The organism is Lacinutrix sp. C3R15 (assembly GCF_018860825.1).
GTDB lineage: Bacteria > Bacteroidota > Bacteroidia > Flavobacteriales > Flavobacteriaceae > Oceanihabitans.
Genome location: NZ_JAHKPZ010000005.1, coordinates 1 through 20,171, shown reverse-complemented (window position 1 = coordinate 20,171; position 20,171 = coordinate 1). Strand labels below are relative to the sequence as shown.

Genomic DNA, 20,171 nt, shown 5'->3' with positions numbered 1-20,171 from the left:
TACGTAATTTTGCACTCTAACTATTAATTAAACTTAAATTCAAAAATGGAATATTTAGAATTTGAACTACCTATAAAAGAGCTAGAAGATCAATTGCAAAAATGCCAAATTATTGGTACAGAAAGCGAAGTAGATGTTACTGAAACTTGTAAGCAAATTGAAAAGAAACTTTTAGCTACCAAAAAAGATATATACAAAAACTTAACACCATGGCAGCGTGTACAAATGTCACGTCATCCTAATAGACCATATACTTTAGATTATATTAAAGCACTTTGTGGAGAATCTTTTTTAGAGCTTCATGGAGACAGAACCTTTAAAGATGATAAAGCAATGATTGGTGGTCTTGGTAAAATTGGTGACCAAAGTTTTATGTTTATTGGGCAACAAAAAGGGTACAATACAAAAACAAGACAATACAGAAACTTTGGAATGGCAAACCCTGAAGGATACAGAAAAGCATTGCGCTTAATGAAATCTGCCGAAAAATTTGGTATTCCTGTAGTTACGTTGTTAGATACTCCTGGAGCATATCCTGGTTTAGAAGCCGAAGAACGTGGGCAAGGTGAAGCTATTGCCAGAAACATTCTTGAAATGACAAGACTTAAAGTGCCAATTATTACTATTGTTATTGGTGAAGGAGCCTCTGGAGGTGCATTAGGTATTGGTGTAGGAGATAAAGTACTTATGTTAGAAAACACATGGTACTCTGTAATTTCTCCAGAATCTTGTTCTTCTATTTTATGGAGAAGCTGGGAGTACAAAGAACAAGCAGCAGATGCTTTAAAGCTTACAGCTACAGATATGAAAAAACTTAAAATTGTAGATGAAATTATTAAAGAACCGCTTGGTGGTGCACATCAAGATAGAGAAAAAACGTTCGCTACTGTAAGTGCTGCAATTCTTAAAACTTTTGAAGAGCTTAAAAACTTATCACCAAAAGATTTAGTAGATCAACGTATGGGAAAGTACGCAAATATGGGAGTGTATAAAGGCTAGTTCTTATTAAAACCACTTGATAAAAAAAATCTGAAGTTTTACGCTTCAGTTTTTTTTATGCTTATTAACAATATTTTTTATTTATTAACAGTTAAAATGTTGACTACCTGTGGAGATTGAACTATCTTTATAAGTGTAATTATCTCAACAATTATTTACTTTCGCCATATTAAAATAAGCCGAAAATATTAAATGCAGTTGTAGCTTAATAATACAAACTACAGCTAACCTTACAAAAAAAGCTATCAATTAAATGAAACAACCTAACCCAATAAAAGGCTATCCAGTCGATAAAAGTACCATTATTAACCTTGAAAAAGGAAAGATACCTCCGCAGGCTCTTGAATTAGAAGAGGTGGTTCTTGGTGCTATGATGATAGATAAAAAAGGTGTAGATGAAGTAATTGATATTTTAAGTCCTGATGCTTTTTATAAAGAAGCTCACCAACATATTTTTGAAGCTATTTTTCAACTGTTTGAAAATAGTGAGCCTATTGACTTGTTAACCGTTTCAAGCCAGTTAAAGAAAAGTCAAAAATTAGATGTTTCAGGTGGTGATTTTTACTTGATTTCGCTTACGCAAAAAGTATCCTCTTCAGCACATATAGAGTTTCATGCACGTATTATTTTACAAAAGTATATTCAGCGTAGTTTAATAAAAATATCTTCAGAAATTATTGAAGATGCCTATGATGAAACACAAGATGTTTTTGATTTATTAGATAGCGCAGAATCTAAACTATACGAAGTTACCCAAGGAAATATCAAAAAATCGAGTGAAACAGCACAAGATTTAGTAATCCAGGCAAAGAAGAAAATTGAAGAAATATCTAATCAAGAAGGACTAAGTGGTATTGCTACAGGTTTTAATAAGTTAGATAAATTAACTTCTGGTTGGCAACCTTCCGATTTAATTATTGTTGCTGCTCGTCCTGGTATGGGTAAAACAGCTTTAACCTTATCTATGGCTAGAAATATTGCTGTAGACCAAAATGTACCAGTAGCTTTCTTTTCTTTAGAGATGGCTTCTGTACAGTTAATAACACGTTTAATTTCTAGTGAAACGGGTTTATCTTCAGAAAAATTAAGAACAGGTAAACTTGAAAAACACGAATGGGAACAACTAAACGTGAAAGTAAAAAGTCTTGAAAAAGCACCTTTGTTTATTGATGATACACCATCACTTTCTATTTTTGATTTACGTGCAAAAGCAAGACGTCTAGCATCTCAACATGGTATTAAACTTATCATGATTGATTACTTGCAGTTAATGACAGGTGGACCAAGCCATGGTGGAAACCGTGAACAAGAAATCTCGATGATTTCTAGAAACTTAAAAGCATTAGCAAAAGAATTAATGGTGCCAGTAATTGCACTGTCACAATTATCACGTGCTGTAGAAACGCGTGGAGGTAGTAAAAGACCTTTACTGTCAGATTTACGTGAATCTGGTGCAATTGAGCAAGATGCCGATATTGTAAGTTTTATTTATAGACCAGAATATTATAAAATTGATGAATGGGATGATGAAGAACGCTCACCAACAGAAGGTCAAGCAGAATTTATTATTGCAAAACATAGAAATGGTGGACTAGAAAATATTCGTTTAAAGTTTATTGGGCATTTAGGTAAGTTTGATAACCTTGATGATTTTGATTCGCCTTTTGAGTTTCATTCTAAAATGAATGCTGCCGCAAATGATGATTCTTTTAAAACCGAACATTTTCCATCACCAAATGATGCTTTTGGTGCTCCAGAAGAATTTGATAATGATGTACCATTTTAAACCAGTAAATAAAAGCAGATCTAATACTAAAAATGAAAACCTACAATGTTAAACGAACGCAGAACTACTAACATACTATTATTAGTTATAGTAATACCAATAGTGTTTTATCTATTAAAAGTATTGTCTTTTATATTTATTCCGTTGGTGTTTGCTATGTTTATTGCACTGTTATTTTTACCATTAATGCGTTGGTTAAGCAAACGTAAAGTGCCAAAAATTGTAAGTATTCTTATCGTAGTTTTATTAATAGGTATAGGCTTAAAAGTAGGCGTAGAGCTCATTAAATTATCTAGTAAACAAATCATGGCTAGTGATACTGCCTTTTTTGATAAAGCAGAAGTGAAAATAAACGATGCTACACTATATTTAGAAAACACTTTTGGTTTGGTTCTAGAAAAAGATAAAAGCCTCATATCTCAATTTGTTAAAAAAGAAAACATTGGTACTACTGTAGGTTTCTTAAGACAATTTTTAACCATGTTACTTATGACTGCTTTTTTTGTAGTGCTCTTATTGGCAGAGTCTATTAATATGCAGGACGTTTTAAATAAAATAATCTTAAAACAAAAACACACCTCTTTACGTACTTATGGTAAAATACAAAAAGAGCTAAATACCTTTATTAAGGTAAAGTTTTTAGTTAGTTTTTTAACAGGTGTTGGTACAGGTTTGGCTTGTTACTTTTTTGATGTTAGTTTTCCTATTTTCTGGGGCCTTTTTGCTTTTGTAATTAACTTTGTGCAAATGGTAGGCTCTTTTATAGCTGTAATAGCGCTTTCTATTTTTGCTTTTGTAGAGTTAGAACCTACAAGTACTTTGTTTTTCTTTGTGCTTGCAATTACAGGAGTTCAAGTTTTATTTGGTGCTATTTTAGAACCAATATTTATGGGGAAATCTTTTTCTATAAATATTATTACAGTTTTAATAATGCTTATGTTTTGGGGTTTTCTTTGGGGAATTCCAGGGCTTATTATGGCAATTCCAATTACAGTATTTATTAAAATTATTTTTGAGCAGTTTCCTAGTACTAAGAAAATATCAGATTTAATTTCTTAGATGAATTCACACGTTTTTTATTATCTTTCTTTTCTAAATTTAAAGATAATAAGTAAATGGTACATGGTACACATAATGCTGTTGAAGACAGCAGAAATAAAGACATTAAAATTTATATTAATGGCGATTTTTTTACTCGTGAAAATGCTAAGATTTCTGTTTTAGATAGTGGTTATCTTGTAGGAGATGGTATATGGGAAGCACTGCGTTTACACAAAGGCGTTCTTGTTTTTCTTAAAGATCATTTAGATAGATTGTGGCAGTCTGCTGCTACTGTTGGTATGCAATTTCCTTTTACAAAAGAAGAGTTAGTAGCAGAAGTATGGAAAACCTTAAACATTAATAATATGCAAGACGATGTGCATGTTAGAATAATGATTACTAGAGGTATTAAAAAAACACCATCACAAGATCCTAGGCTTACAATTTCTGGACCTAATGTGGTTATTTTACCAGAATACAAAAAAGCTTCTCCAGAAAGTAAAGAAAAAGGGATCACCTTATTTACAAGTACTATTCGTCGTGGTTCTCCAGATTATTTAGATCCTAGATTAAATTGTCACAGTAAATTACATGAAGTACAAGCACTAATTCAAGCTATTGAAGCAGGAGCAGATGAAGCCCTAATGCTAGATGTTAACGGTTTTGTTGCAACTTGCAATGCCACCAATTTCTTTATAGTAAAAAACAATGAAGTATATACTTCTACAGGGCAATACTGTATGAATGGTATTACTCGTGCCAAAGTAATTGAAGCTTGTAAATTAAATAATATAGTGTGTCACCAAAAAGATTTTTCTTTATTTGATGTATATGGTGCAGATGAAGCTTTTGTAACCGGAACCTTTGGTGGTTTAACTCCTGTAACCAAGATTGATGGCAGAAAAATAGGAGATAAACCTTTTGGTGATTTTACAAGAAAATTAAGTGGTTTATATCATGACTTAATCGATAAAGCAGTTTTAAATGGCTAATAGTAAACGTATTTGTTTGTGGTCTGGACCACGAAATATATCTACCACTTTAATGTATAGTTTTGCACAAAGACAAGATACTAAAGTGTTTGATGAGCCTTTATATGCGCATTATTTAAGTAATACAGAAGCAAAAGAATACCATCCAGGAACCCAGGATATTTTAAATACCCTAGAGCATGATGGTACTAAGGTGATAGAAAGTATGATGACAAATACAGAAAAACCAGTTTTGTTTTTTAAAAATATGACACATCATATATTGCATTTAAATAAAGATTTTATGAAAGATGTGTATAATGTAATACTAACTCGTGATCCAGTAGAAATGCTTCCGTCTTTTGATAAAGTGATAAAAAACCCAACTATTGAAGATGTTGGTTATGCTAAACACTCCCAATTATTAAACTATTTGGAAGCAAATAATATTAAGCCTATTGTTTTAGATTCTAAACGAGTATTGTTAAATCCAAAAAAAGTATTAAAAGAACTTTGTAGTTTTATAGGTATTCCTTTTGAAGAAAATATGCTAGACTGGCAAGCAGGAGCAAGGCCAGAAGATGGTGTTTGGGCAAAATATTGGTATGCAAATATCCATAAGTCAACAGGATATTTGCCTTATAAACCAAAAACCGAAACTTTTCCAGAACATTTAAAACCATTATTAAAACAATGTCAACCACATTATAATAAGCTTCTTAAATATGCAATTGGTTAAAATTGTGCTAATGCAGTTTTAATCAGAATAATTTTTAAGTACCTTTCTTGCTAAGAAAAAAAATACTTGAACAAAGATATTAAAGATTGAAAGCTAATAATATTTTAATACGAGTGATTTTAAGAGATAAAAAATAGTATCTAGAACCTATAATACAAAAAGCACACAGCAATATTTTGAAAAAACTAATAACACTATTACTTATACTTTTTGTAACGCAAACGTATGCGTCTTACATCCTAATTCCTATGGATGCAGAAACGCAAAAAAACCATTTAAAAGCTTACGGAATTACGTATTGGACGCTAGAAAAACAGCTAAAGGTAAAATGGTTACTTAATTATAGAGGCGGTTCTTTTTTATTGCCAGATTCTATTGAAATTCAAAAAGAATGCCAGATTAGAGGGGTTTCTTTCGAAATTCTATCTAACGCCAAAACCGAGAGTATTCTAGAAGAAATTAGTAGTCCTAGTAAAAATATGGAAGCTGTAGTTTTAGAAAAAGCACCTAAAATTGCAGTATATACACCAAAAGGAAAATTACCTTGGGATGACGCAGTAACTATGGTTTTAAGTTATGCCGAAATTCCTTATGAAACCATTTATGATGAAGAAGTATTGAATGATGCTCTTTTATTATATGATTGGTTACACTTACACCATGAGGATTTTACTGGTCAATACGGTAAATTTTATAGAGCCTACAGAACTGCATCTTGGTATATTGAAGAAAAAAAGGAAGCAGAAGCCTTGGCAACAAAACTAGGTTATGATAAGGTCTCGCAAGAAAAATTAGCGGTTTCCTTAAAAATTAGAGATTATGTAATTGGTGGCGGATTTATGTTTGCTATGTGTAGCGCAACAGATAGTTTTGATATAGCGCTTTCTGCCCAAGGCATAGATATTTGCGAACCTATGTTTGATGGTGATGGTAGTGATGCCAATTACCAGAATAAAATAGACTATAGTAAAACCTTTGCTTTTACAGATTTTACGCTAGAACAAAGCCCTAATGTGTATGAGTTTTCTAGTATTGATATGACGCAAAAAAGAAAAATAGCTAAAACCGTAGATTATTTTACACTTATGGATTATTCTGCAAAATGGGATCCTATACCAACCATGTTATGTCAAAATCATACTGCATTAGTTAAAGGTTTTATGGGGCAAACCACCTCTTTTACACGCGAAGAAATTAAAAGTAATGTGTTAGTAATGGGAGAAAATAAAACCAATGGCGAAGCAAAATACATTCACGGTATAAAAGGAAAAGGTTTCTTTACTTTTTATGGAGGTCATGATCCAGAAGATTATACACATCGAGTAGGAGACCCAAAAACAGAATTAGATTTACACCCAACTTCACCAGGTTATAGATTAATACTTAACAATGTATTATTTCCTGCCGCTAAAAAGAAGAAACAAAAAACTTAAAGGTGAAATATATTTTATTTTTTTCGCAAATTTCATTTATAAGAATTCAAACAAAATTTCATAAATTAAGAAAACTATAAAACCATAGATTATGGCAACCAAGGAAATTATATTAAACAAAATTCAAAAATTAATAACCAACAACTTTAATACACCAGAAGAAGCATTTGCTTTCTTTGATAAAGATAGTGATGGTAAACTTTCAAAAAGCGAAATCGTTAAATTACTTAAAGAAGCAGAAATTAACGGATTTATTCGTGGTTTAGTATCTTCCAAACTTATTGAAGGATATGATAAAGATGGCGATGGTCTTATTAGTTGGCAAGAGTTTAAATTAGCAATTGATGAAATTGCTTAAGCGAGTAAATAAAAAAACCGATGCTTAAATGAATCGGTTTTTTTAGGTGTAATTATAAGTTGTATTACTAATATATAAAACCGGTTTAATAACATAGTTTATAATCTTTACATAAGATATTTTTAATTTCTTGCTTAGATAAGCCTAAATTTTTAAGGTCTGTAATTAAGTGTTCAAGTTTAGATTTTTCTACATTAAAAGTATTCTTGTCTAATAACTTAAAGTTATGAAATTCTATAGCATTAAGATTAGGGTACTTGCTATTAGAAATAGCCCAAAGATATTCTTTACCAGGAACAAGTACTTTTTTATCTACAAATAATACCAAGTTATTTCCTGTAACTCCTATTTTATTGATATAATCATAATCTCCTTTTTCTTGCAATAAAAAATACGTAGGTTCATTATTGTTATTAGGTGTCCATGAAAACTCTATTTCCGGAAGATAAATATTAATACTATCTGTAGGATTTAGCATTAAAGTGTCTAAATTACTTCGGTAAACTACTCCTGTGTGTTCTTTGGTATTGTCTTTTTTAGAAAATTGATTCCAAACATAAGACAAGTATTTTTTTGAAAAAGACGAAACCTCTTTTGTGGTTTTGTAGTTACTAATTTCTTTAATTGCGTATTCCTTTTTATTAGAATCTTTATTTGGTAATTGATACAAGTTTCCTTTATTATCTACAATTAATAAAGTATCATTTGTTTTTAAGTTTAGTATGTCATTTGTTTTGAGTACGCTACCTTTTTTTATGCTTTTTGTACTATTTAATAAAGGATTACCAACACTTTTAAATACACAATATGTTTCTTGTGAGTAACTAATAAAAGAGATTAGGCTAATTGAGAGTACAATTAGTCTTGAAAAAAGTAACTTTTCCATGAATATTTTTTGTTTAAATAATTTGTTAATAATTTATATAAGCCAATAAACTCTACACTTAACAACATGACTGCAATAATGGGAGCAGCTTTAAAATAGATGTTTTTCTTCATTAAATATAAAGAGATCCAAATAAAAACAATAGTAAAAAGTAACTGAGTCACCTTTTTTAAGATCATGTATTTTGCTGCTTGTGTTACACTTTTAGCAATAAAGTACACTAAAGCAAAAAAGGTAATTATAACGGTTATAAGGCCAATTATAAATTTGGGTACTAAATAAATAAACTCGTTATTAATGAGCATTTGTATAATGTTTGCTTGAATGATAATACCAAACATGTCTGGAGCACTTTTGCCAATTGGTCTGCTGTTTAAAGGCGTAAAATGTTTGTCTTCAATATCATAAATATTTCCTAGAGGTTTGCCTACATAGCCAAGTAAAACGATAGCATTTTTAATGGCATCAATATTTTTAGCTTCTATAATTTCTGTATAGCTATAGGTAAGATATTTATTATAATCACCATAGTATTTTATAGGAATTTCTTTTTGTAATTTTTTATCTAGTTTAGAATTCCATTTATCTCCTAAGTATTGTTGAGCTACAACAGCAGCAAAAGATTTATATGTGGTATCGTTTAATTTTTTAATGCCTTGATAGTTTCTAATTACATTGTTTTGTTTATCAAAATTTAAATTAGAATAACCATGAAGACTTGTTGTATTGGTTATAGAACTGTGGTTTCTGGTAATAACATCATTGTAAAAAGCATAAGAATTTATAACATTTTCTTTATTTAATTCTGTAGCCAGTAATGAGTCTACAAAAACATCTTTTTGTTGTTTAAAAATAGCATCTACACCAATAACCTTTGGGTTGTTTTTTTGAATGTTATGTAATAGCTCCTGTAGTTCAAAACGATCTAAATGTTCAATATTTACAATAATAATATCGGTATTAATATTGGCTTGATCTCCTAATTTTTCAGAGTAATAAAGATCTAAAAAGCTAAAATCTTTAAAGGCATTAGCAAACGGGTTAAAAATAGACATATTAACCACAATAAATGAAACTATAAAAAGTATGAAAAAGGAGAATAACATACAAAAGAAAGCATCTTTGTATAATAGTTTTCTTGTATTCAAAATAATAAATTTAGGTTCAGATAAAAATGATTAATTTTTAACGTTTAAAGGTTGATTCATTTTTTTTAATCTTTTTAAAGCAAATTCATCTCCTTGCATACCTGCTTTTCTGTACCAATACACGGCTTGTTTTTTACTTTTTTCTGTACCTTTTCCGCGTTCAAAAAGATTTCCTAAATACGATTGGCTTTCTTTATGCCCTTGGTTAGAAGCTTGTTTAAAATACAGTAGGGCTTTTTCGTAATTTCTTTTTACATCGTCTCCTTCTTGAAACATGTAACCAAGTGTATATTGACAATTTACATCTTCTAATTCGGCACCACTCATATACCAATTTATTACTTTCTTTATATCTGTTTCTACACCATCACCTTGAAGGTAAATGGTACCTATTCTATAATGAGCTGCAGGATGGTTTTGTTTTGCTGCCTTAAAATAATATTCAAGCGCAGTTTGATAATTTAACATTGGTCCTGCTTCTACAGAATACATTTCGCCAAGCAGGTATTGTGCATTTTTATCTCCTTTTTCTTCTGCTTTAATATACCAATAGATGGCTTGTTTTTTATTGGTATTAACGCCAATGCCATAGTGGTACATTCTTCCTATGTTTGTTTGAGCTTCTGTATAATTTTGTAAAGCAGCTTTTTCATATAATTCTGCAGCTAGTGCTGGATTTTTAGAAACACCAATACCGTTTTCATAAAATTGTGCTAAGTTATTTTGAGCGTGTGCATCTCCTTTTTTTGCTGCTTGTTCATATAAAGTATAAGCTAGTTCAATGTTTTTATCTAAACCAGTACCAGTTTCATACATATAACCTAAACCACTTTGGGCAGTAGCATCTCCTTTTTCTGAAGCTTTTTTAAACCAAAATTCTGCTTCTTCAAGATCTATAGAAACACCATTTCCGTTAAAATACATCATACCTAAGCTACTTTGTGCTTTTGTATTTTCTTTTTTTGCGGCTTTTTCATACCACGAAAATGCTTCTTCTAAATTTTTAGAAACACTTATTCCATTTTCTAAAGCATTTCCATAATTAAATTGTGCATTTGCGTTTCCTTGTTCTGCTGCATTTTTGAAAAGTGCTACAGCTTTATCAGTGTTTTTAGAAACTCCTATACCATTAAAATACATAACACCCAATTCATTTTGTGCGATAGCATAATTACTTTCAGAAGATTTTTTTAACCAATAAACCGCTTTTTCTAAACTTTGAGTTTTTGTGTCTGATCCATTTTTATAAATCATAGCAAGTTTAAACTGTGAAAGTACATCTCCTAATTCTGCTGCTTTTTGTACCCAATAAACTGCTTGGTCATTATTTTTATCAAAACCTAAACCATTTTCATACATAAAACTTAAAGCGCTAGCATAAATAGGTAGTTTTGTTTTTTCAAATTGTTTTGTAAACCAATTGGTTTGAAACCCTTGAGTAAATGTTTTTTTTGCTTCTTCTTCATTAGCAGTTACACCAATACCATCAATATATAATTTTGCTAACTGAAAGGACGATGCTACAGAACCTTGATTATGACCTTCTAATGCATAGAAAAAAGCTTTTTCTTTATCAACAGGAGTACCAAGCCCCATTACAGACATATTTGACAGGTAAAAATTAGCGTCACTAACTCCTTCTTCTGCGGCAGTTTTAAAACTAGAAAGGGCTTTGTCAAATTCTTTTTCACTGTATTGTTTTTCGGCAGTTTTAAAAGATGAAGAGCTTACAGATCTTACTGCTTCTGTGGTTGTTCCGTCAGAAGCTTTCGTCCAACCTTTTTCTATAGATGCAAGTCTTAAACTTTTTTCAGGATGTGTTAAAGAAGGTGTATCACTAATTAATTCATTAATTGCTTTTTGGGTATCTTCTAAAGAAGCTCCCATTTTTGCTAAAACAAAACCAGAAAATTCATCTGCTTGCAGTTCTACCTCATGGTTACTACCACCAGATTTAAGCGTGTGTCCGTTTAAATGATGCCCAATTTCATGTGCTAATATACTTGTAGCTCCCCAATCTGTTTCTGTTTCATTATTTACTTTTGCAAAAAACGCTTTATCATAAAGTATATATCTTTCCATGCTACCTAGTCCAGAAGGTACTGTTGCAGCAATTGCATTGTTAATATTAGGACACTCTTGAACCATGAAATTACGGTACAATCCTACTTGTTCTAAAATATCATCTACAACAGCTTCTGCTTCATGATTACTCATAAAGCCGTATTGAGCGCATGCATTTTTTACTTCTTCTACACTTTGGTATCCTTGATATCCGCACATTTTAATTTCTTGAGAGTATACTGCAGAAGATATAAAAAATAGAAGTATTGAAAACTTTTTCATGTTTAGGGTTACTTTTGGTTGGTTTGGTTAAGAAAATTATTTCATTATAGCTATAACAAATATAATATTATCTGCAAAAAAAATATTACAATTGGTCAATTTTATTGTTTGACATTTTTTTTTATATTTACCAAGAATGTTTTAATCAATAATTTATAAACCAAAATTAAACCAAACCAAATTTTATGAAATCATTAAAAAAGAATCAATTAAAATCAAAATCAATCCTGGGTGTTTCAGGTAAATCTGTAGCTAAAACTTTTGCAGTTATTGGCCTTGTAGCATCTGTTTATGGTTGTGAAGAAACAGTAGCTTGTGATAATGACACAAATTCTTATGCAGATCCAGCAAGCTCAAATTCAGATTCTGATGTTACTTCTTATTCAGACGATTGCTAATTGTATTGTAATTTTAGGAAACACAGAATGCCTCAAAAAAATAAATATTTTGATTGGTTAATTCATCCAATTGCAAAAGAGACTTTTTTATCAAACTATTTTGAAAAAGAAGTTTTACATATTAAACAAGACAAATCGAGAACATCTAGTTATTATAATCAATTACTAACTAGAAATGTTTTCGATTTGTTTTTAAATGAACAAAATGTAAAATATCCTGATGTTCAACTTGTAGGAACTTCAATAGATTTTAAACATCGGGAATATTTACATCCAGATAACAGTATAAACTTACCTAAATTGTATAAATTTTATGCAGAAGGCGCAACTATAAATGTAGTAGGTTTAAACAATTATTTAATGTCTTTAGGTGAATTATGTGATCATCTAACTAAAGAAACTTCACATAGATACCAAACCAACATATACTGTACACCTAAAGAAAAACAAGGTTTTAATACGCATTATGATTCTCATGATGTAATTGTTTTGCAAATTCATGGTTCTAAAGAATGGGAGATTTATGATAACCCAGTAGAATTACCTTTAAAAGGTCCTCAAAATTTTACTCCTGAAATGGATTTAACTCCTACTTTAAAACAAAATATTACTTTAAAAGAAGGCGAGTTACTTTATATTCCTCGTGGTGTTATGCATAATGCAAAAACAACAGATACTTCGTCTATACATATTACTTTAGGCCTAATGGGAACTTCAATGTTTAAATTAGTTTCTAATAGTATTGCAAATGCAGCTACTAATAATGTGGAATTTAGAAAATACCTTCCTTTTGGCTATATTAATGATAAACAACTTAAAGATGAAATAATACAATCTTATAAAAAGTTGATTGGTCAATTAGAAAACGATATTGATTTAAATACTATTATTAATGATATGGAAGATGAAGTAATTAAACAAGTACCTTCCAAATTAGTTGGCCAATTAGAATTGATTGACGGCTTAAATGAAAATAAAATTGATTATTATAATAGTACTTTTTCTTTGAGAAAAAATATATTAATTAAATATGAAGTTGTTGACGAAGAACTTATAATTAAAGCAAATGGTTTAGAGCATTCTTTTCCAGATTATGTGTATAATACATTTCATATTATGTATACTAAAGACCGTTTTAATTTTAAAGAATTAGAAACAGATTTAGATGATGAAGGTAAAGAAGTACTATTAGAACATTTAATTACAGAAGGACTTGTTTTTACACTTTAACCTTTGCATTTTCAGACTATAAATAACTGAGTATACTAAATTATTAAACAAAAAAAAACATCTATTTTAAATAGATGTTTTTTTGTTTTTACTTAATTCTTATTGTAATTGCATAATAATTTCATGCAAGGTATTAGTAGCAGGAATAATATTTTGCCCTTCTAGATTAATAAAGCCTATATGTTTAAGCTCAGTATCATAAATAACATTTAGAAATTCATTATCTTTTTTTACAACAAATTGTAGAGTAGGATAAATAGCTAGTTTTTCTGTATAGTTTTTCCATTGATAAGAAGTATCATCTAATAAGTTTTGAACAAATAGATTAGTTGCTTCTTCATCTAGTTTTTTCTGAAAAACAAGCTTATTAGCCATTTCTCCATCTGAATTTTCTATAGGTTTTTGTATAATAGTATACAAAGAGATTTCATTGCATTGTTCTAAAACAGTTATAGGTGTAGTATTTAATAAACTTGTTATAACCGTTATCTCTGGTTTGTTATTAGCCTTATCTACTGTATGCATATTTTTATTGCTTTTACAGCTACATAAAAATAAAAACAGTAAAGATGAAGAAGCTAATTTTATAGTTTTTAGCATATTATCTTCTTTTAATATCAAGAATCATTAATGCAATGCTACCTTCTGTAAACTCTGATGTAAAGCCTATTTTTTCTTCACTTAGCGTGATGTCTTCTTTATTTATAAGTTTGTCATTAAAAATAACATACAACTTGTCTAGTATATTACCTTCCATAGTATCTAGTTTGTTTTTTACATCATCCATATCTATTTTGTCAAGAGAAAAAATAACAATAGAATAATCAGAATCTATATCTCCATTTAGTCTAAACCAATGTCTTTCACCAGGAATAACAACAGAAGTGTTTTCGTAATTTATATACGGACTAACATCTTGCTTGTGAGGAAATAATATGCCGTTTTGTCCTTCGCTATCTGCACCTAATACATATACATAAGATGGTTTATTTACTTTTGCATACATTCTATATTTTGTGCCAGAAGGATAAATTTCTTTTGTGGTGTAGTCACCTATACTTTGTACATCGTCTTCAACAACCACTTCTTGCCAACCAAGAACACTCTTTTTGTAATCTCCAGAGCCTAAGTTTATATCCATTGTTGAACCGTCAAATAATTCTAAATCTAATTCACCAGACAACACATTTTTTTCTTGTTTTATTGGTTTTTTTTGAGGTATCATCTCAAAAGCATACTTTGTTAAATTGGCAAAATCTTCATATCTAACCCAAATAAACCCATTGTTTCCCCATTGTTCTCCCCAACTATTTACAATTTCAAAAGAACCTCCATATTTTTCATCATCATAGCCAATAACACACATAGCATGTCCTCCTGTTGTTTCAGTATAAGCTGGTTCAAATACGTTTTTGGCAGTATAAAAGGCATTTTCTACCATAAACCCAATGATTACAGGGTTTCCGTTTACTAAAGATCTTTTTACAGATTCTATTTTAGTTTCATTGCTTTCATCACCACTATATAATCTTGTAAAATCTTTTATTTTGTTTTCTTTAGCCTTGCTAAGCAGTTCGTCAGGTACAGAAGAATCACACATGACATCATAGTCATTAAACAATGGTGTGCCAACTTCTACCATGACTTTTAAAGCTCTATTAATGTATGCTCCTCCTTGACAATTATAGTCGTCATCTATATTTGAATTTAAATAGGTGAAAACTGGTGAGTAGGTGTTTTGGTTAATATCTTCTTTAGTGATAAGGTCATTTCTTCTTGCATTTAAGATAGTTCTGCCATAATAGGCAGAAGACCACCCAACGCAAGTACCATATCCGCCTTGGTTTTTAATTTCTGGAACAAACTCTTTTAAAGAGGAACTTGTTTGTTCACTAATAACATCTTGAAAAGCTACATTTCTAGCTTTCATAGGTGTTTTGTTGTAAGATGCATCATCAAATAATAGTCCTGTTTTAGGTTTGTTTTGTGCAGAAATAGAGATGGTAATAAAAAAAAGGAATAGAATGGTTAGGTTCTTTTTCATGAGTTTTGGTTAAATTATTAAATAAATAGCTATGGACTAAACTAAATAAAAAATAATTAATACACAATTCATTTATTTATTAGTATTTATAGCTTAAATACAATTGCTTGATTTTCTAGAAAAACTTTATATAAGTAGAGATTTTGTATTGCTAATTTTAAAATATTAATTGTTCTAAAACGCTTTCTACACCAAAAGCATCGTTACTTTTTGTTTTATAGTTTGCAATAGCTTTAATGTTATCATGAGCATTTTCCATAGCATAGCTATAGGTAGCACATTGTAACATTTCAAAATCATTATTGTAATCACCAAATGCCATTGTTTCATCAGGACTTATATTATAATATTTTTGAAGAAAACGTATAGCATGCCCTTTATTAGTAATTTTGTCAGATATATCTACCCAGTGATTTCCAGAAACAACAACACTAAATTCTGTACTTAAATGTTTAACAAAAGGGTAGATGTTTGTTTCAGAATTTAAAGGATGATAAAGGGCTATTTTAATGACCTCGTCTTTAATTTCTTCTATAGAATCTATAATGGTGTAATTTGTATAATACTCAGAAAATATAGCTATCATTTCCTCTGAAGCTCTTTTAATGTATACTTTATGCTTTGTGCAATAAAGAGGAAATGTGTTTTTTAAAGTGTCTACTGTTTCAATCAAACGAATAAGATTTTTTGTACTTAGGGTATTTGATACAAGTAATTCGTCATTTTTAATAACTAAACCACCATTTTCGGCAACAATAGTAATATCATTTTTTATGGATTTTAGTTTTTCAGTAATGCTATAATAGGGTCTACCACTTGCAGCTACAAATTTAATATTTTGTTGCTTTAGCTTTTTAAATATTTCAAAAAACTTGCTACTTACTTCATGGTTTGAGTTAAGTAAAGTCCCATCCATATCTGTGATTACCATTTTTACGTTTTCCATAGGTCTTTTTATTTACTTCAATATTAAACAAAAAAAATCCGATTCAATTAAGAATCGGATTTTTTATAAGCGAAATTTGTTATTAATTAGGCTAAAGCCTTATTTTACTTTATCTACAATTGCTTTAAAAGCATCTGGGTTGTTCATTGCTAAATCGGCTAAAACCTTACGGTTTAATTCGATGTTATTAGCTTTTACTTTTCCCATAAATTGAGAATAAGATAATCCGTGTTCTCTAGCTCCTGCGTTAATACGCGTGATCCATAAGGCACGAAATGTTCTCTTTTTATTTCTACGGTCTCTGTACGAGTATTGCATCGCTTTGTCAACCGCATTTTTTGCTACTGTCCAAACGTTTTTACGACGTCCGAAGTAACCTTTTGCTTGCTTAAGAACCTTTTTTCTTCTGGCTCTCTTTGCTACTGAATTTACTGATCTTGGCATAATTTAATTGTTTTTTGTAGTAGGCGACTTAATTAAAAGTACTTTTATATGGCCTAACTCCAGGGTTATTAATTTGTTTTAACCTATTAAAACAATGTTACTTTAAACGTAACATTACTTTAACATTGTTCTCGTCAGCCTTATGTACTAATGTATCATGGGTTAACGCAAGCTTACGCTTTTTAGATTTCTTTGTTAAGATATGACTCTTAAATGCGTGCTTTCTTTTAATTTTACCAGTACCTGTAAGCTTAAAACGCTTTTTGGCACTTGATTTTGTTTTCATTTTAGGCATCTTGTTCCTAGGTTTAATTATTTCGCTTATTATTTTTATGCTAAACTTGTTTTAGCATTTATTTTCCTTTTTTTGGAGCAATAAACATAGTCATACGTTTACCCTCTAATCTTGGCATTTGTTCTACTTTACCAAATTCTTCTAAATCTTGAGCTAGTTTTAATAGTAATATTTGCCCTTGCTCTTTAAAGATGATTGAACGTCCTTTAAAGAATACAAAAGCTTTTAATTTAGCTCCTTCTTTTAAAAACTTTTCAGCATGTTTCTTTTTAAATTCATAATCATGGTCATCTGTTTGCGGACCAAATCTTATTTCTTTAATAATAACTTTAGTTGCCTTAGATTTTAAAGCTTTATCTCGTTTCTTTTGTTCATAAAGAAACTTTTTATAGTCCATAACTTTACACACAGGTGGTTTGGCCTTAGGAGAGATTTCTACAAGATCTAAACCTTGTTCGTCTGCTATTGCTAAAGCTTGCTTTGTTTTGTATACACCTACTTCAATATTATCTCCTACTAGTCGAACTTCTTCGACTCTAATTTTAGAGTTAATTCTGTGTTGGTCCTCTTTTATTACTCTAGGCGAGGATGATCTTCTTCTACGTATTGCTATGACTTTTGTATTTAAGTTAAACTTATTATTTTAAAATTGTTTTAATGTCTTGTTTACTTCTGTTTCAACAATTTCTGAGAATGCATCTACACTAATCATGCCTAAATCTTCTCCTCCATGTTTTCTTACAGAAACTTTACCTTCTTGCTCTTCATTTTCTCCAACAATAATCATATAAGGAATTTTTTTCATCTCTGCATCCCTTATTTTCTTCCCCATCGTTTCATTTCTATTGTCTATCAAGGCGCGAATTTCGTTATTTTCTAGCAAATTTAAAACTTTTTTCGCGTATTTTTCATATTTCTCACTAATAGATAGTACAATAACTTGATCTGGCATCAACCAAAGAGGGAAATTTCCTGCAGTATGCTCTAGTAAAATAGCTATAAAACGTTCCATACTTCCAAAAGGAGCTCTGTGAATCATTACTGGTTTGTGAAGTTCATTATCACTACCTTTATAGGTTAATTCAAAACGCTCTGGTAGGTTGTAATCTACTTGAATAGTACCTAGTTGCCATTGTCTACCAAGTGCATCTTTTACCATAAAGTCTAATTTAGGACCATAAAAAGCAGCCTCACCAGTTTCAACAACATAATTTAAGCCTTTATCTATTGCTGCATTTAGTATTGCTTTTTCTGCTTTCTCCCAATTTTCATCACTTCCTATATATTTTTCTGGATTTTCAGGGTCTCTTAAAGATACTTGAGCCGTAAAGTCTTCAAAACCTAAAGATCCAAATACATATAATACTAAATCTATTACGTCTTTAAATTCTTTGTCTAGTTGGTCAGGAGTACAAAATATATGCGCATCATCTTGAGTAAAGCCTCTCACTCTTGTTAAACCATGTAATTCACCACTTTGTTCGTATCTATAAACGGTTCCAAATTCTGCAAAACGTTTTGGTAAGTCTTTATAAGACCATTGATTGCTGTTATATATTTCACAGTGATGCGGACAGTTCATTGGTTTTAATAAAAACTCTTCTCCTTCTTTTGGTGTGGTTATTGGCTGAAAACTGTCTTCTCCATATTTAGCATAATGCCCAGAAGTCATGTAAAGTTCTTTTTGCCCAATATGTGGCGTAACAACCATTTCATAACCCGCTTTCTTCTGTGCCTTTTTTAAGAAGTTCTCTAAACGCTCTCTTAAAGCAGCTCCTTTTGGTAACCATAAAGGTAGACCTTGACCAACTCTTTGAGAAAAAGTAAAAAGTTCTAGTTCTTTACCTAGTTTTCTGTGGTCTCTCTTTTTGGCTTCTTCTAATAATTCTAAATATGCTGTAAGCTCTTTTTGTTTAGGAAATGAAGTACCATATATACGTGTAAGTTGTTTGTTTTTTTCATCACCTCTCCAATATGCTCCAGCAACAGATAAAATTTTCACAGCTTTTATAATTCCGGTATTAGGTATATGTCCGCCACGACATAAATCTGTAAAGGTGTCATGATCACAAAAAGTAATAGTACCATCTTCAAGGTTTTCTATTAATTCTGTCTTATACTCATTGTCCTTATATAATGATAATGCTTCTGCTTTTGTTGCGTTTCGCATTTTAAACTCATGTTTACCACGAGCTATTTCTATCATTTTACTTTCAATAGATTTAAAATCTTTGTCAGAAATAGTATGTTCACCAAAATCTACATCATAATAAAATCCATTTTCAATAGCAGGACCTATGGTAAGTTTAATTCCAGGATAAAGCGCTTCTAAAGCTTGTGCTAATACATGTGCACTAGAATGCCAAAACGCGGTTTTACCTTCGTCATTATTCCAGGTATATAAAATTAAAGATCCATCTGTGGTTAACTCCGTTGAAGTTTCAATCGTTGTTCCGTTAAAACTAGCCGAAATAACATTTCTAGCTAAACCTTCGCTAATACTTTTAGCAACATCCATTGGAGTAGAGTTCTCTTCAAACGCTTTTACACTCCCATCTGGCAAAGTAATCTGTATCATTCTTTAATATTAATTATAAGGGACAAATATAATAGTATAAAAATTCACCCACAATATATATATAGGGATAAATTCAGAAATAGAATAAACAAAGAGATTTTATTGATGTAAATTTATTTTCTTCTACATTAATAAGTAGGGCAGGAGTACCGTTTTGTGCTCTATTTATATGTATACAATTATCTTCACAGTTCGCTTCGGAGTCGTTTGGAACTTCTTTTTATAATACTAATGGCGTTACCTTACTTTACTATATGGTAAAGTAAGGTCAGGCTATCCGCTATATCTTTTTGTATTCGTTTTATAGTTTAAACGTTTGTTTATAAAACAATTACCAATTAAATAACAGTGGTTTTTAGTTTTTTTTACAAAAAGGATGCCGCTGCTATCCTTAACGCAAAACCATCCATCTCAAAAAAATAAACAAAAAAACAACACATAAAGTCCTGGAAACAAACTCTTAAAAGCCACATGTTACAATAAGATTAAAAAAACATTAAAAAAGTCTTTGTCAGAATAAAAAAGGTAT

At 30.4% G+C, this 20,171-nt stretch carries 19 protein-coding genes; 9 read left to right on the top strand and 10 right to left on the bottom strand.

Translation table 11 applies throughout. The annotated features are described in order from the left end of the window. Positions 1 to 45: 45 nt before the first annotated feature. The 7 genes from KO494_RS02435 (at position 46) to KO494_RS02405 (ending at position 7,327) form a co-directional block, all read left to right on the top strand. Positions 46 to 999 (top strand): acetyl-CoA carboxylase carboxyltransferase subunit alpha, encoded by a 954-nt coding sequence (locus KO494_RS02435; protein ID WP_215966005.1) that lies wholly within the window; start codon positions 46 to 48, stop codon positions 997 to 999. A gap of 253 nt (positions 1,000 to 1,252) precedes the next feature. Beyond that, positions 1,253 to 2,785, top strand: a complete 1,533-nt coding sequence (gene dnaB / locus KO494_RS02430) for a replicative DNA helicase (RefSeq protein ID WP_215966004.1) — start codon at positions 1,253 to 1,255, stop codon at positions 2,783 to 2,785. Between the two features lie 45 nt (positions 2,786 to 2,830). Continuing rightward, on the top strand, positions 2,831 to 3,844 hold the full coding sequence (locus KO494_RS02425; protein ID WP_215966003.1) for an AI-2E family transporter: 1,014 nt from the start codon (positions 2,831 to 2,833) through the stop codon (positions 3,842 to 3,844). A gap of 56 nt (positions 3,845 to 3,900) precedes the next feature. After that, entirely contained in the window at positions 3,901 to 4,818 is a 918-nt protein-coding gene (locus KO494_RS02420; RefSeq protein ID WP_215966002.1) for an aminotransferase class IV, read from the top strand. Beyond that, positions 4,811 to 5,536, top strand: coding sequence for a sulfotransferase (locus KO494_RS02415; RefSeq protein WP_252730253.1), 726 nt, complete (start codon positions 4,811 to 4,813; stop codon positions 5,534 to 5,536). Before KO494_RS02420 ends, KO494_RS02415 begins: the two co-directional genes overlap by 8 nt. Before the next feature lie 248 nt (positions 5,537 to 5,784). After that, complete coding sequence (locus KO494_RS02410; protein WP_368496050.1) at positions 5,785 to 6,969, top strand: asparagine synthetase B; 1,185 nt, start codon at positions 5,785 to 5,787, stop codon at positions 6,967 to 6,969. Between the two features lie 91 nt (positions 6,970 to 7,060). After that, positions 7,061 to 7,327 carry an EF-hand domain-containing protein gene (locus KO494_RS02405; RefSeq protein ID WP_215966000.1) on the top strand — a complete coding sequence of 89 codons (267 nt, stop codon included), beginning with the start codon at positions 7,061 to 7,063 and terminating at the stop codon, positions 7,325 to 7,327. Between the two features lie 85 nt (positions 7,328 to 7,412). On the opposite strand, the gene KO494_RS02400 is transcribed toward KO494_RS02405, so the two are convergent. From KO494_RS02400 to KO494_RS02390, 3 genes are read right to left on the bottom strand one after another with little or no spacing between them, the layout of a single operon-like run. After that, positions 7,413 to 8,213: a hypothetical protein gene (locus KO494_RS02400; RefSeq protein WP_215965999.1), complete on the bottom strand. Its 801-nt coding sequence runs from the start codon at positions 8,211 to 8,213 to the stop codon at positions 7,413 to 7,415. Beyond that, a complete protein-coding gene (locus tag KO494_RS02395; RefSeq protein ID WP_215965998.1) occupies positions 8,186 to 9,361 on the bottom strand; it encodes a CHASE2 domain-containing protein in 1,176 nt (391 codons plus the stop codon). Before KO494_RS02395 ends, KO494_RS02400 begins: the two co-directional genes overlap by 28 nt. Positions 9,362 to 9,391: 30 nt before the next feature. Continuing rightward, the gene (locus KO494_RS02390; RefSeq protein ID WP_215965997.1) at positions 9,392 to 11,707 is read right to left on the bottom strand and encodes a sel1 repeat family protein; all 2,316 of its coding nucleotides are present in this window, start codon (positions 11,705 to 11,707) and stop codon (positions 9,392 to 9,394) included. A gap of 185 nt (positions 11,708 to 11,892) precedes the next feature. Here KO494_RS02390 and KO494_RS02385 point away from each other — a divergent pair, with 185 nt between their 5' ends. After that, positions 11,893 to 12,105 carry a hypothetical protein gene (locus KO494_RS02385; protein ID WP_215965996.1) on the top strand — a complete coding sequence of 71 codons (213 nt, stop codon included), beginning with the start codon at positions 11,893 to 11,895 and terminating at the stop codon, positions 12,103 to 12,105. A gap of 27 nt (positions 12,106 to 12,132) precedes the next feature. Continuing rightward, entirely contained in the window at positions 12,133 to 13,335 is a 1,203-nt protein-coding gene (locus tag KO494_RS02380; protein ID WP_215965995.1) for a cupin domain-containing protein, read from the top strand. Positions 13,336 to 13,434: 99 nt separating this feature from the next. On the opposite strand, the gene KO494_RS02375 is transcribed toward KO494_RS02380, so the two are convergent. From KO494_RS02375 to thrS, 7 genes are all read right to left on the bottom strand, one after another. Beyond that, positions 13,435 to 13,860, bottom strand: coding sequence for a hypothetical protein (locus KO494_RS02375; RefSeq protein WP_215965994.1), 426 nt, complete (start codon positions 13,858 to 13,860; stop codon positions 13,435 to 13,437). Positions 13,861 to 13,936: 76 nt separating this feature from the next. After that, positions 13,937 to 15,379: a C1 family peptidase gene (locus tag KO494_RS02370; protein WP_215965993.1), complete on the bottom strand. Its 1,443-nt coding sequence runs from the start codon at positions 15,377 to 15,379 to the stop codon at positions 13,937 to 13,939. A 157-nt stretch (positions 15,380 to 15,536) separates the two neighbouring features. Further along, the gene (locus KO494_RS02365; RefSeq protein WP_215965992.1) at positions 15,537 to 16,325 is read right to left on the bottom strand and encodes an HAD family hydrolase; all 789 of its coding nucleotides are present in this window, start codon (positions 16,323 to 16,325) and stop codon (positions 15,537 to 15,539) included. A 99-nt stretch (positions 16,326 to 16,424) separates the two neighbouring features. Continuing rightward, positions 16,425 to 16,769, bottom strand: coding sequence for a 50S ribosomal protein L20 (rplT, locus tag KO494_RS02360; protein WP_215965991.1), 345 nt, complete (start codon positions 16,767 to 16,769; stop codon positions 16,425 to 16,427). A 97-nt stretch (positions 16,770 to 16,866) separates the two neighbouring features. Further along, on the bottom strand, positions 16,867 to 17,064 hold the full coding sequence (gene rpmI / locus KO494_RS02355) for a 50S ribosomal protein L35 (protein WP_133758826.1): 198 nt from the start codon (positions 17,062 to 17,064) through the stop codon (positions 16,867 to 16,869). Positions 17,065 to 17,122: 58 nt separating this feature from the next. Continuing rightward, positions 17,123 to 17,638, bottom strand: coding sequence for a translation initiation factor IF-3 (gene infC / locus KO494_RS02350; RefSeq protein ID WP_303426868.1), 516 nt, complete (start codon positions 17,636 to 17,638; stop codon positions 17,123 to 17,125). Between the two features lie 69 nt (positions 17,639 to 17,707). Beyond that, positions 17,708 to 19,642 carry a threonine--tRNA ligase gene (thrS, locus tag KO494_RS02345; RefSeq protein WP_215965990.1) on the bottom strand — a complete coding sequence of 645 codons (1,935 nt, stop codon included), beginning with the start codon at positions 19,640 to 19,642 and terminating at the stop codon, positions 17,708 to 17,710. Between the last annotated feature and the right edge of the window lie 529 nt (positions 19,643 to 20,171).